Here is a 13,015-nt window from a genome sequence, read left to right on the forward strand (position 1 = left end):
TCTAGTACGAGAGGACCGAGTTGAACGAACCGCTGGTGAACCGGTTGTCCCGCCAGGGGCATAGCCGGGTAGCTATGTTCGGACCAGATAAGCGCTGAAAGCATATAAGCGCGAAACTGACCCTAAGATGAGATCTCAATCCCGTAAGGGTGAAGGGTCGTGGGAGACTACCACGTTGATAGGCCGGGGGTGGAAGGCGAGCAATCGCTGGAGCTGACCGGTACTAATCGCCCGGAAATTTTTGACAAACTCCTTTATTTTGGCACTGAAAGTTCTTCTGTATGCAGCTTTCTCATCGCGATCGCCTGGAGCTCAGGCTCGGCGTCGCGATGAGGATCAAGTTTCTGGCGTTCATAGCGGCGGGGTCCCACCCGTTCCCATCTCGAACACGGCAGTTAAGCCCGCCTGCGCCAATGATAGTCGGACCGCAGGGTCCCTCGAAAGTAGGTCGACGCCAGATTATCTATCCAGAGAGCCCGCCGTAGAAATACGGTGGGCTTTTTGTCGTGAGTCGGCAACGGGCGTGCCCACAGTGTCAAGACTGGGTTAAAACGGGGCTTTCGCTTCGCTGAGGTTGTTAGATCGACCGAAGCAGTATTTGGGCACAGAGCGGTAGAGGCCGGCTCATTTGCGGCTACTTGCCCGCGAGATTATTGGAGCGTTCGCAGCACTGATGCATTTTCGGATCGTAATCGGAAGCGCTTTAGGCCTGTTGGCATTTTTGCTTGCGGGCGTCGGTGCTTGCGCGGCAACCGTCATGGTGCTGAGCGATAGCGCGGGCGTCTATCTCATCGATACGAATACCGGGGCGGTCGTGCAGTCCTACGGAAGCTTATTTACCGGCAGCAGCGCGCAAAATCTCGGACAGGATACGAACGGCAACCTCTACGTGTCCAACACGAGCGGCCAGCTCTTGAAATCGACGCTCAATCCCAACGCTCCGACGTCGGCGACGGCATACGCTGCCTCTGCCGTGGTTGCTGCGATCCCGGGCGTGGGTGGAACGCTCGCGCGGATGTCGTTCGACCCGACCACGAAGTATTGCGTCGGCGGCTGCCTCGTCACAATGTCGAATGCGACGACCGTGCTGTGGCTCGATCCCGCGACTGCGGCCGTGGTGAAATCGCTCACGTTGACCGGTCCGGGTGTAAGCACGAACGGGGATATCGTCGTCGAACCGACCGCGGCAAACGACGAGACGCTGTACGTCGTCGCAACCCATAATCTTTATACGATAAACGCGACGACCGGCGCGGTTACGGGACCCGTGACGCTCGGCGGACCCACGGGAAGCTTGACGGGAGCCGCGCTCTTACCCAACGGGCACATCGTAGCGTGCGAGCAAAAGGGCAGCGGTACTCCGTGGACGCTGTGGGAATACACGACCGCTGGCGCTTCGGTCGGCAGTCACGCCGGCATCGCGACGGGCAGCGACGTCGTGAACGATCTCGCATCGATCCCCGCGACGTTCGCCGTCGCAAAAAACGGCACGTCCGCGGCGGGCCCGAACGACTCGATGGCCTATTCGGTCGCGCTAAAAAATACCGGCTATTTTGCCGCTCCCACGGCCTCAATCGTCGACCCCGTTCCGAATACCGTCGTCATATCGCCGACGACGTTGCCCTCGTGCGCCGTAGCGGGCGGAATCGGCTCGTGTTCGATCACGTCGGCGGCCGGCGCGCAAACCGTGATAGCCACGGTGAGCAATCTCTCCGCCGGAGCAACCGCGACCCTGTCGATCGTCGGAACGCCGAGCGCGTCGAGCGGCAGCGCGGTCAACACCGCTACGGGCAGCGTCCCCTACGACCCGAGCGAGTACGGCGGCGAAACGTTAACCAGTAATTCCGTTACCACCACGTTTACGGGTTCGGAGATGAGCAAGCTGGTCGCGAACATCACCGAGGGGATCGGACCCGGTACGAGCATCATTGGAAAGCCGATCGACGTGTTGGAATATACGTTGACGTTCACGAATAAGCGCGGCTTCCCGCTACGCTCGTTCACTATCAGCGATCCGGTACCGGTTAACACCGCATACGTTCCGGCGAGCGCAACGTGCGTAACGACTCCGGTCCCGCTAACGTGCGTACCGGCCCAAGCCGGCGGAACCGTCACCTACACCTACACGGGCGGCTCGCTGCCGATTAACGGCACCGTCACCGTTAAATTCCGAGTCACCATTCAATAGGGCGCGCGCTGCGGTCGCGGTCTAACGCGGACGGATTCGATAGATCGCGCCGGTTTGATCGTCGGCTACGAAGAGATCGCCCTGCGGCCCGATCGCGATACCGGTCGGACGCCCGATGCGCCGAATGCTCGCGCCGGCTTGATACCCGCCGACGAACTCGCTCCACTGCGCGGTCGGGTCGCTCCAATTGACGGGCGTCGCGGGAACGTCGCCGCGCATTGCGACGAACACCACTCGCGGCGGCACGTAACCGCTAAGACCTTGCGCCGGACCGTGCCACGAGCCATGCAACGCGACGAACGCGCCGCCGCGGTACTTCACCGGAAAAGCGTGCGGGCCCGAAAGCTTTTCGGGATAAAATGCCGCGCCGATCGGCGTTTCGTAGGCGGGAAACACGACGCGCGGCACGGCGGTCTTGGAGCAGTCGTGTCCGGCCCATTTCGAAACCGGATTTGCTTTGCGATTCTCGTAGCACCACGGCCACCCGTAGTCTGCGACGCTCGTCTGCAGGCCGACCGCGTCGAAGATTTCGTACGGATGCCCGACGGGCAGATCGTCTTCGCCGGCGACGCCGGCCCACAGCGTTCCGGTTTCGGGGTTAGTCGTTAGTGCGATGGCGTTGCGAATGTGCGTCGCTCTTAGAGTTAGCGAGCCGTTTGCACCGACGCGTTGAATGGTCGCGCGAGTTTCGTCGAGATCGGGCTGGCACGCATTGCAGGACGACCCGACGCTCGCGTAGAGCGCTCCGTGACTTACGGCGACCGACGTGGTTTCGTGGTCGCGATCGGTGTGCGATGGACGAACCGCCGCGATCTTCACCGGAGCACTTCGCGCGGTCCGATCGCCGCTGCGATACGCGATCCGGTAAACGGCAAACTGCGTGCCGACGTAGAGCGTATCGCCGGCGAGCGTGAGCCCGGCCGCGGGTTGGTTATCGAAGTGTGCGAAGACGCTTGGCGCGCCCGCGTCGCCATCCGCATGCGGAACCACATAGACGTCGCTGCCGTAGGTTCCGACGAACAGATCGCCGTTGGGCGCAACGGCCAGCTCGCGTGCCTGGCTCACGGTCGCGATTTTTTGAATCGTAAACCCCGCGGGCACGCGCGGCATGGGATCGGCCGCCGAGCCGCCGGCGGCGCAGCCCGTCGCCAAGCACAGCGTGGCCGAGAGTGTCAGAAACGTTCCGCGAAACTTCATTTCCACTGATCGTCCGGTCGCGCGGCTATTTCCTTTCGCCCGATCGCAAACCGGCTTACGAACTACAGCTCACTTCGAGGGACTCGGCCCATTCCGGCGCGGGCCGTGCGAAGTCGGCAAACTCCGGGCGTTCTTCAAACGGCGCGCGAAGCGCCGCAAGCAGACGTTCGATGGCCGAATAGTCGCGCTGTTGCGCGCGGGAGATGGCGGTCTGGGCGAGATAGTTGCGCAGGATGTATGCCGGATTTGCGGCTCGCATCGCCGCTGCGCGCACGTCCTCGCCCAGCCCAGAGGTTCGAATCGCGGCGCGATACCGCTCGAGCCACGACCGTGCCTCCACGTCGCGTGCGGCGAACGCTTCGCAAAAGGCCTCGTCCGCATCGGTGGGACTTGCCGCAACCTCGCAGAGACGTCGAAAGGTTTGCGTATAATCCGCGCGCGCATGTCCCATGAGCGCGAAGAGATCTCCGAGCAGATCGTACGAGTCATCGGGCCATTCGCGCAGACCCAGCTTGCGCCGGCAGAGAGCGAGATACGCGGCGCGCAGTTCCGGTTCGTAGCAGGCTAACGCAGCCGCGGCGGATTCTTCGTCGAGAAGCGGCTCGAGCGCCGCAGCGAGCGCCCGCAGATTCCACAGCGCGATGCTCGGCTGGGCCGCGAAGCGATAACGCCCGAGGTGATCGGAATGATTGCAGATCCAATCCGGATCGTAGCGTTCCATGAAGCCGAAGGGGCCGTAGTCGAGGGTCAATCCCAGGATCGACATATTGTCGGTATTCATGACGCCGTGTTGAAAGCCGACGGCTTGCCAGTGCGCGATCGTGCGCGCCGTGCGCTCGGCAACCGACTGCAAAAACGCGGCGTAGCGACGTTCCGCGCCGGCGGCTTCGGGGAAATGACGATCGATGACGCGGTCGGCGAGGGTACGAACCGCCTCGGCGTCGCCGCGTGCGGCAAAGTATTCGAACGTACCGAATCGCACGAAGCTCGGAGCGACGCGCGTTACGACGGCCGCAGTCTCCGGCGTTTCGCGGTAGACCGCGTCGTCGCTCCCCACGATGGCGAGCGCTCGCGTCGTCGGAACGCCGAGCGCGTCCATCGCTTCGCTGCACAGAAATTCGCGAATGCTCGAGCGCAGCACGGCCCGTCCGTCGCCCATGCGCGAGAACGGCGTCTCGCCCGCGCCTTTGAGCTGTATCTCCCACGATTCGCCAAGCGCGTTGCGCCGCTCGCCCAGCAGCAGCGCTCGACCGTCGCCGAGTTGCGGGACCCACGAGCCGAATTGGTGCCCCGCGTACGCGGTCGCGATCGTCGTAGCCCCGGCGATCGCGTCGCTTCCGGCGAGGGCGCGTACGAACGACGGTTCGGCTATCGCCGAAGGATCGAGATCGAGGAGCGCCGCGGCGTGCGGACTGACCGCGACGAAATACGGATCGCGCAGCGGCGTCGGTGCCGTCGGCACGAAAAAACGCGACGGCAGTTCGGCGTACGAATTGCCGGTAACGAGCGTGTCGATCGGACGCTCAGCGGACAAGGGGTTCGAACTGCTCGCGGAAATCGTGGGCGGTAAGCTGCGTTTGGGACGCGAGGCGCGAGAGCCGCGGCTCGACGAAGTCTTCGGGTTCGAGGCGGATCATGTAGTTGCGGGCGACCGTATAGGATTCGGTGGTCACGTCGACCATCCGGATTCGAACGCGCTTGGTTGCCGGATCGGTCAGGTCCGCGAGCTGCACCGGAACGACGCGGCCGCCCGAGAGCGCGATTAGCGCGCCGCTTCCGCCGCCGAGCAGATATCGCACGGCGCCGTAGCCCAGCGTGCGCGTGTACTCGACGTCGAACGGAACGGGTTTCGCGCAGCGCAGTTCGTAGCCGATATCCTTGGTGACCACGGTCGTTTCAACCCCGATCTCCGCCAGGCGTTTGCGAACGGCGTCGCGCAGCACGCTGCCGATCGGTACGTCCGCCAGCCGCACGTGTCCGTAGGCGTCGCGCGGAACGTCCTGCAGCGAGGCGAGTTTGTCGGCGGAGAGACGCTCGACGATGCCCTCCGCGATCACCGCCACGCCGTGATTGTGATTGCTCGCCCGGCGCTTGACGATCGCGCCGACGATCGTGTCGACGACGACGTCCAGATCGAGGTCCGCATTGGGAAACTCCTCGGGAATCACCGCCAAGGTCGCGCCGGCCGCTTTGCACATGCCAAGCGCGAGCGCGCCGGACTTACGGCCCATGCTCACCACGAGGTACCAGCGCGCGGTCGTGCGCGCGTCTTCCATCAGGCTCTCGATGATGTTGGTGCCGACCGAGCGAGCGGTCTCGAACCCGAAGGTCGGCGCGCTATCGGGCAAGGGCAGATCGTTGTCGATCGTCTTCGGAACGGTGGCGACGCCGATTCGGCCTTGCGTGAGGGCGGCGATGCGCGTCGCGCCGTACGTCGTATCGTCGCCGCCGATCGCCACGAGATAGCGAACGTTTAACGATGCGAGCGCTCGAACGCAGCGCTGCAGCGTTGCATCGTCCTTCGCCGGATTCGTGCGCGACGTGCGCAAAATCGAGCCGCCGGTCGTGTGAATGCGCGAGACGTCGTCGATCGTTAGCTCGCACGTTTGCGTCGGGTCGCCCTGGGCGATGTGGTAGTACCCATCGTAGAGCCCGATAACGCGCAGGCCGCTGTTAATGGCTTCGATGGTCGCCGAAGCGATCACGCCGTTGATTCCGGGTGCCGGACCGCCGCCGACGAGGATGCCGAGTGTGTCGCCGCTCATGCAGAGTGGATACGCGCAATCGCAAGGCAACTCATTGCGCGGCCCGAAGTGCGCGGCATGAACCGGTATGCCGCCGTGCTGTTCGATCTCTTCGGCACGTTAGTCGACGATCGCGGCGATGCGATTGCGGGCGCGCGCGAATTGCTCGCGGCGTTCGATGGGAAGCGGTTTGCGATCGTGACCTCGGCGCCGCGCCGGCTGGCTCGCGCGTTGATCGAACGCGCCGAGCTGCCGGAGCCGCCGGTGCTCGTGTGTGCCGACGATGTCGAGCATGGCAAACCGGCGCCCGAATGCTACGTTCTCGGAGCTCGGCGGCTTGCGGTCGAACCCGTTCGCTGCCTGGTGATTGAAGACAGCGAGGCGGGGATCGCCGCGGCTGCGGACGCGGGTATGGAGGTCATCGCGGTTCGGCGGGGGCGCGGAAGCGATTTTGCCCGGCGCGCCACGCGATCGATCGATCGCCTCGGCGATCTTCGTCTACGCGGCGCACCGGAGGGATTCGAGGTGCTTTAGGCCTTCGGGCTAGCGGTCGGATCCGGGGCTTCCGGAGCGCCCGGTTTCTCGGCGCCTTCGTTCTGCTCGTTCCGACGCAGCTGTTGAAGGTTCGTTTGATACTGCGCGCGCTGGGCCGGCGTTAGGATGCCGGTGATCTGGTCGCGTAGCGCCTTGCGCGACGCCATGTCGGGCTTGCTGCCCGCCGGATGCGCCTGGCGATAGGCCGTTCGCAGTTGCTTGATCTGGGCTTTCTGTGGGTCGCTTAGGGTAATGCCGTGCATGGCGCGGCCCCAGCCGCCGCGGTGATGGTGATGGCCGGATTGGCCGGCCGCGGGCGCGGGTGCGGGTGCGGCGGGCGCGGCGACCTGGGCCGAGCCGATGGCCGGCAGCGCGACGGCTGCGGCAAGCGCGACGGGCAGAAGAAGGGCACGAGAAAAATTCACGAAGGGCTCCTTGATGGCGGTGTTCTCACGTTGAGGATAACGCGCCCCGGGCCGGAACGTTCTGAAAATGGGATTAGGAGCCCGGCTCGAGCGATGAAAGAGCCTCGCAAGCCTTGGTGGACCGGCGAGCGGTCGTGCTACAAGGCAAACGGCGCGCCGAAAGCCGCATTCAAAACGAAGAAGGCGGCGGAAAAGGCGATTCCAAAGACGACGCGCGGCCTCGGCGCGTACCGCTGCGCCGAACACGGTTGGCACCTAGGTCACTAAGCCGGGTTGCGCGCGCAGATTTCGAGTTTGGTGCCCGTTGGGTCTTCGAAGAAATAGGCCGGATACTCGGCCATGTTTTCGCTCGGCTCGACGTTGCGCGCACCGATGGCTTCCAGAAACGCCCCGATCTCGGCGAGCCGTTCGGTGCTTACGCGAAATGCGATGCGCGTTCCCGATGCGGCGGCTTGAGGATCTTCGACGAACCCGATAAAGAAGTCCGCGCGATCGCGCTGCGGACCCTCGTGGTATTCGATCGTGTTGTACGTTCCGTCGGCAGGTGCATCGTGCCAATCACCGCGCTCGTCGACGAAGGCGAACGACTTGTGCGGCAGCCCGATCTCGGGCATGAGCCGGTCGTAGAACAGTTCGACCGCTCGCACGGAACGGACCCGCGTGTCGACGTGATCGATTGCAATAAAGTGCTGCACGCGCTCCCCCTTACGGTTGGATCGCGACGGCTCGCACGCCCTCGGCGGCCTGTCCCTCAAACTTCTTGAAGTTTTGTGCGAAGAGCGCCGCGAGTTTTTTCGCCTGCAGGTCGTAGGCCGCTTTGTCGGGCCACAGGTTGCGCGGATCGAGCACCTCGGCGGGCACGTTCGGTACGGCGACCGGCAGGTGGAGTCCGAAGAACGGCTCGAGCTTGAAGTCGGCGCCGGCGAGCGAGCCGCCGATGATCGCATCGATCATCGCGCGCGTGTAGGCGATCGAGATTCGTTTACCGACGCCGTACGGGCCACCGGTCCAGCCGGTATTGACGAGCCAACAAACGACTTCGTGCTCGTCGATTTTCTTGCCCAGCAATTTTGAATACACCGTCGGATGGTGCACCATGAACGGAGCGCCGAAGCAGGTTGAAAACGTCGCGGTCGGTTCGGTTACGCCCCGTTCGGTGCCGGCGACCTTGGCCGTGTAGCCGGAGAGAAAATGGTACATCGCCTGCTCGCGGCTGAGCTTGCTGATCGGCGGCAACACGCCGAACGCATCGGCGGTGAGCATGATGATCGTGCGCGGATGGCCGCCTTTGCTGCCGGGAACGATGTTCGGAATGTACTCGATCGGGTACGCGCAACGGGTGTTCTCGGTTTTGGCTTCGGAATCGAGATCGAGCGCGCGGGTCGCTTCGTCGTAGACGACGTTTTCGAGCACGGTGCCGAAGCGATGCGACGCCGCCCAGATCTCGGGCTCCGCTTTTTGCGAAAGGCGAATCGCCTTCGCGTAGCAGCCGCCCTCGAAATTGAAAACGCCGTCGGCCGACCAGCCGTGTTCGTCGTCGCCGATTAACGGGCGATGCGCGTCGGCGGAGAGCGTCGTCTTGCCGGTTCCGGAGAGGCCGAAGAAGATGGCGACGTCGCCGTCTTTGCTGCCGGCGTTGGCCGAACAGTGCATCGGCAGCGCGCCACGCAGCGGAAGGAGATAATTCATGACGGTGAAGACCGACTTCTTGATCTCCCCCGCGTAACGGGTGCCGCCGATAAGGATCATGCGCTTGGCGAAGTTCACCAGCACGAACGTCGAGGAATTGGTGCCGTCGCGCGCGGGATCGGCCTCAAAGAGCGCCGCATCGACCACGGTGAACGCGGGCGCGAAATCGGCCGGAATCTCCGGCGGAACGATGAAGAGATCGCGCGCGAAGAGGCTGTGCCAGGCAAACTCCGTGACGACCCGCACGGGCAACCGGAAGTTCTCGTCGGCGCCGACGTAACAATCCAGCGAGTAGAGTTCGCGTTCCGAAAGGTAGGCGCTCACGCGGTCCCAGAGCGCATCGAATTTCGACGCGTCGATGGGACGATTGGTCTCGCCCCAGTCGATGTGCGCCTCGCTCGAAGGCTCTTTGACGAAAAACTTGTCCTTGGGCGAGCGGCCGGTGTGCGGGCGCGTATCGACGATGAGCTGCCCGTCGTTGCCGAGGACGCCTTCGCCGCGGCGCAGCGCGTGTTCGACGAGCGCGGCGGTCGAGAGGTTCTCATGGACGAGCGCGGACTTGAACTCTTCGGGAACGGTAAGGATGGTTTGACCCCCAAATGACGGCGTAGACGACATCTCTTAGGTGCGCCGGAGAGACGCGCCTGCAGGCCCGTACGCGCGCCGGTCCTAATGGCTAGGCCATGCGCACGCGACCGTATTTGCTGGCCATAACGGCCCTGTTGAGCCTCGCCCTGGCGGCGCCGGCCTCGGCCGCCATTCCGTTCCGGTTCGGTTTCTATCCGGCCGGGCCGCTCGACGGCATCACCGACGTCCCCGGCGTGGCGGTGGGAAACCTCACCAAAATCGAGGGCGCGAACGTGCGCACCGGCGCGACCGCCATCGTACCCGACTCGGATCCCTGGGATCGGAAAGTCTCGGCCGCGACCCTGGCTTTCAATGGCAACGGCGAAATGACCGGAACGCACTGGATCAACGAGGCCGGCTATCTCGAGACGCCGATCGTCTTGACCGACACGCTCGACGTGGGCCGTGCCGACGACGGTGCGATTAGCTGGATGATCGGGAAGCATCCGCAGATCGGCCGCACCGACGACGTGCCCCTTCCCGTCGTTGCGGAGTGCGACGATCAACTGCTCAACGATATTCAAGGGCGGTATGTAAGCGCAAACGACGTGGGCGCGCTGCTCGATAGCGCGAAGCGCGGACAATTCGCGCGCGGCAGCGTCGGCGCGGGCACGGGAATGAAGGCGTTCGGGTTCAAGGCCGGCATCGGTTCGGCATCGCGCGTTCTCCCCAAGGAGCTTGGCGGCTATACGGTTGGGGTGCTGGTCAACGACAATACCGGATCGTCGCGCGAGCAGCTCACGATCGACGGCGTAAAAGTCGGGCAACGGCTGCGCGACGAGTACAAGATGACGTTTCCCAAGCGTATCTCGCTGCACGGACGTATGGCATCGGGCAGCATCGTCATCGTGATCGCGACCAACGCTCCGCTCGATTCGCGTCAGCTCCACGCTATCGCGTTGCGCGCGGGCTTGGGCATGGGGCGAACGGGGTTGACCTCGGACGTCGGCAGCGGCGATCTTTTCCTGGCTTTTTCGACCGGCTACGTCTACACTCGGACCGCCAACTTCGTCGTCTCGCCGCCGGCGGCTCGGATCGTTGAAAACGACGATACCCTCAACGCGCTCTATCGCGCCACCGCCGAAGCGACCGAGGCCGCCATTTACGATGCGCTGTTTAACGCCAAGACGATGACCGGGAAGGGCGGCGCCACCGTCTACGGGTTGCCGGTCGATCGGGTCCTCACGATGCTGCGCGCGGCCGGCGTGAAATGAGCTTTATTGAGACGGAGCGATTGCTGATTCGGAAGTGGATGCCGAACGACGTCGACTCGGCCTTGGCGATCTATGGCGATCCTGAGGTAATGCACTTCATTCCGATCGGTGCGCTCGATCGGGACGGCGTCGCGCGTTTGATCGGCCGGTTCATGGAGGAAGACGAACGCAGTGGATTCGGCCTCTGGCCGGTGCTCGAAAAATCGAACGGACGCCTGATCGCCGAGTGCGGTCTGCACACGATTCCCGAGACCGGCGAGGTGGAGATCGCGTGGCTCTTCGCGCGCGATGCGTGGGGGAAGGGATACGCGACCGAGGCCGGCCGCGCCGTCCTAGAATTCGGGCTGCGCGAAGTGGGCCTCGCGAAGATCGTCTGCTTGATCGATCGCGAGAACGCGCGCTCCATCGCCGTCGCCAACAAGCTGCGGTTCCGCTACGATCGTATCGGCCGCTACTACCATCGCGACCTAATGAAATATGAGAAGCGGCCCTAAAGCAGGCTAACCGCGAAGCGCCGCGGCTGCGACGCGGAGCGCGCGGGCGGGCGACGGGCGGGCTTCGAACGCGCAGAGGCGCTCGCCGATCGCGGCTTGCATGCGATTGGTGATGAAATATGCCGGGCGTGGAAACGGCCGGAACGGCGCGTAGATCACGCTCTTTAACGGCTTGTCGAACAGGTAGGCGTTGTGCACGACGCCGATGCCGCTGCCGATATCCGCGAGCGTGTGCCCGGGATAAGCGCCCCACGTGGTCTCCGCGATAAAATATCCGACGCCGGTCCACGTGTTAACCGCAATGCAGCCGTAGCGCAGATCCGCAATGGCGGCTTCGAATTCCGTCTCCATCGCGCGCTGCGTCGCGGGGTGGACGATAAGGTTCGCACCGAGCGTGCCGTGCAGCCGGTCGTTCGCAAACACAACGGCCGCACGCAAGAACGCCGCCGGATCGCCCGGCAATTCGACGTACGCGAGGACGTTGCAAAAAGCTTCGGTGGTGAAGGCTGCGTCGTCCGCGGTTGAATCCGCTTCGAAAAACGCGGCGTCGCGATGCGGCCAGACCAATGCGTCGTAACGTCCGCGCGTTCCCGGATAGTACGGTTCCCGCGGCGCGGTGCGGCGGAACACCTCCGCCAACGCTTTGAGTAAGCGGGGGGTGCCGTTCCAATCGCGCGGCAGAACCAGCACTTGCGCGGCGATGCAATTGTAGCCCGCATTGTGCATTTTTTGCGTCGCGATGCTTTCGGCTTGGAAACGAACGTCGGCGTCGCTCCACGTGCCGGGCAGCACGATCGTCGGGCTGACGTTGCCAAGCTCGCTCGTGATCGGTTTGGGATGCGCCAGTTCCGCAACGATCGCGTCGTGCGTGCTCTCGCTGCCGGTAACGTGAATCTCGTCGACGAGTTCGTGCGCGCAGAGATACCGCCCGACGTCGGCGCCGCCTCGGGCGAAGCGCAAAAAGCCGCCGGCCACGAACGGCTCGAAGACGCGTTCGAAAATAGGCTGCAGATACTCGTTGACGGGATTCATCTTGAGCATGCAGACGCTGCCGCCGGCGACGAACTTGTAGAGAACGTCGAGCGCGGCGATGCTCGAGATGTTGCCGGCGCCAAGAACGAGCGCAACGCGCCCGGCGGGTTCGGCCTCGCGATAGAAGCGGCCCATGGTCGAGGCCAGGGTCTCTTCGCTCACGCCGTCCTGCATCCAGACTTCGGCCTGCGTGCCGAGCAAGAGCAAGCGATCGTATGCCGTTCGCGGGTAGACTCGGGCGACGACGCGGCCGTCCGGCCGGGTGCGTACGGCGCCCGGAGCCAGTTCGGGCGCTCCACGCGCGACGATGGTCCGCAAGGTGCGCACGTACCGATTGAGCGCGTAGAGTACGGCCCAGGGGCCCGCGATCCATTCCTCACCGCGCAGCGGCGATCCGGGGGCCAGCCCCTTCGCCGCGCAGGCCGCGTCGGCCCAGTCGCGAGCGTACTCGCCGGCGGCTCGCCGCACGGCGAGCAAGTACTCGATCTTCGTTCCGACCGGGAGCCGCGCCCACGCGAGTTTACGGTCGGCCAGCACCTGCAGGTCACGATCGATCGACTCCATGCGCGCTTCTTCGCGGTAACCTCTCGGCGGCCCGTCGTGTATAGTATCTGTGGAGGTAGAAATGAAACGAAAGAAGCGCCTGCGCGGCATCGTGCCGCCGCTCGGCCCACCGACGAACCTGCGCCCAGCCGGCGCGATGGAATCCAAAAAGCTCTATCGCCGGCATCGCATAAAAGCCGCCCTTCGCAACGAGGACGGCTTTCGTCTATCCGGCCGATCGTTTCGGACGATCGCCTCCCGGGCATAATTCGCTCTACGATGGGGGAGCGAGTATGACGGAATTGACCATTCGCACGACCGACGGCCG

12 protein-coding genes and 2 rRNA genes are annotated in these 13,015 nt (G+C 64.1%); 7 read left to right on the plus strand and 7 right to left on the minus strand.

The features are described 5' to 3' along the window. The 3 genes from VIG32_12340 to VIG32_12350 all read left to right on the plus strand — a co-directional run. A 23S ribosomal RNA gene (locus VIG32_12340) occupies positions 1-248 on the plus strand; the annotation flags it as partial. A 95-nt stretch (positions 249-343) separates the two neighbouring features. Further along, positions 344-460: ribosomal RNA gene (gene rrf / locus VIG32_12345) — 5S ribosomal RNA — on the plus strand. A 213-nt stretch (positions 461-673) separates the two neighbouring features. Continuing rightward, positions 674-2,188 carry a hypothetical protein gene (locus VIG32_12350; GenBank protein HEY8298797.1) on the plus strand — a complete coding sequence of 505 codons (1,515 nt, stop codon included), beginning with the start codon at positions 674-676 and terminating at the stop codon, positions 2,186-2,188. Positions 2,189-2,209: 21 nt separating this feature from the next. Here VIG32_12350 and VIG32_12355 read toward each other — a convergent pair whose 3' ends face one another. The 3 genes from VIG32_12355 to pfp are packed head-to-tail and all read right to left on the minus strand — an operon-like array spanning position 2,210 to position 6,150. Further along, positions 2,210-3,385: a hypothetical protein gene (locus tag VIG32_12355; GenBank protein HEY8298798.1), complete on the minus strand. Its 1,176-nt coding sequence runs from the start codon at positions 3,383-3,385 to the stop codon at positions 2,210-2,212. A 55-nt stretch (positions 3,386-3,440) separates the two neighbouring features. Then, the gene (locus tag VIG32_12360; protein ID HEY8298799.1) at positions 3,441-4,919 is read right to left on the minus strand and encodes a YdiU family protein; all 1,479 of its coding nucleotides are present in this window, start codon (positions 4,917-4,919) and stop codon (positions 3,441-3,443) included. Beyond that, positions 4,909-6,150, minus strand: a complete 1,242-nt coding sequence (gene pfp, locus VIG32_12365) for a diphosphate--fructose-6-phosphate 1-phosphotransferase (GenBank protein ID HEY8298800.1) — start codon at positions 6,148-6,150, stop codon at positions 4,909-4,911. The genes VIG32_12360 and pfp overlap by 11 nt, the downstream gene beginning before the upstream one ends. 57 nt (positions 6,151-6,207) lie before the next feature. On the opposite strand from pfp, the gene VIG32_12370 reads away from it, so the two are divergent. Further along, positions 6,208-6,663 (plus strand): HAD-IA family hydrolase, encoded by a 456-nt coding sequence (locus tag VIG32_12370; GenBank protein ID HEY8298801.1) that lies wholly within the window; start codon positions 6,208-6,210, stop codon positions 6,661-6,663. Here VIG32_12370 and VIG32_12375 read toward each other — a convergent pair. The 3 genes from VIG32_12375 to pckA form a co-directional block, all read right to left on the minus strand. Continuing rightward, positions 6,660-7,088, minus strand: coding sequence for a hypothetical protein (locus tag VIG32_12375; protein ID HEY8298802.1), 429 nt, complete (start codon positions 7,086-7,088; stop codon positions 6,660-6,662). The genes VIG32_12370 and VIG32_12375 overlap by 4 nt on opposite strands. A 263-nt stretch (positions 7,089-7,351) precedes the next feature. Continuing rightward, entirely contained in the window at positions 7,352-7,783 is a 432-nt protein-coding gene (locus VIG32_12380; GenBank protein ID HEY8298803.1) for a hypothetical protein, read from the minus strand. Positions 7,784-7,793: 10 nt separating this feature from the next. Next, on the minus strand, positions 7,794-9,395 hold the full coding sequence (pckA, locus tag VIG32_12385) for a phosphoenolpyruvate carboxykinase (ATP) (protein ID HEY8298804.1): 1,602 nt from the start codon (positions 9,393-9,395) through the stop codon (positions 7,794-7,796). A 65-nt stretch (positions 9,396-9,460) separates the two neighbouring features. Here pckA and VIG32_12390 point away from each other — a divergent pair, with 65 nt between their 5' ends. Both VIG32_12390 and VIG32_12395 read left to right on the plus strand, forming a co-directional pair. Beyond that, positions 9,461-10,618, plus strand: a complete 1,158-nt coding sequence (locus VIG32_12390; GenBank protein ID HEY8298805.1) for a P1 family peptidase — start codon at positions 9,461-9,463, stop codon at positions 10,616-10,618. Further along, on the plus strand, positions 10,615-11,112 hold the full coding sequence (locus VIG32_12395; protein ID HEY8298806.1) for a GNAT family N-acetyltransferase: 498 nt from the start codon (positions 10,615-10,617) through the stop codon (positions 11,110-11,112). Before VIG32_12390 ends, VIG32_12395 begins: the two co-directional genes overlap by 4 nt. A gap of 6 nt (positions 11,113-11,118) precedes the next feature. On the opposite strand, the gene VIG32_12400 is transcribed toward VIG32_12395, so the two are convergent. Continuing rightward, a complete protein-coding gene (locus VIG32_12400; GenBank protein ID HEY8298807.1) occupies positions 11,119-12,708 on the minus strand; it encodes an aldehyde dehydrogenase family protein in 1,590 nt (529 codons plus the stop codon). Positions 12,709-12,769: 61 nt separating this feature from the next. On the opposite strand from VIG32_12400, the gene VIG32_12405 reads away from it, so the two are divergent. Further along, entirely contained in the window at positions 12,770-12,955 is a 186-nt protein-coding gene (locus VIG32_12405; protein ID HEY8298808.1) for a hypothetical protein, read from the plus strand. The last annotated feature ends 60 nt before the right edge of the window (positions 12,956-13,015 follow it).

The organism is Candidatus Baltobacteraceae bacterium (assembly GCA_036559195.1).
Taxonomy (GTDB): Bacteria; Vulcanimicrobiota; Vulcanimicrobiia; order Vulcanimicrobiales; family Vulcanimicrobiaceae; genus JALYTZ01.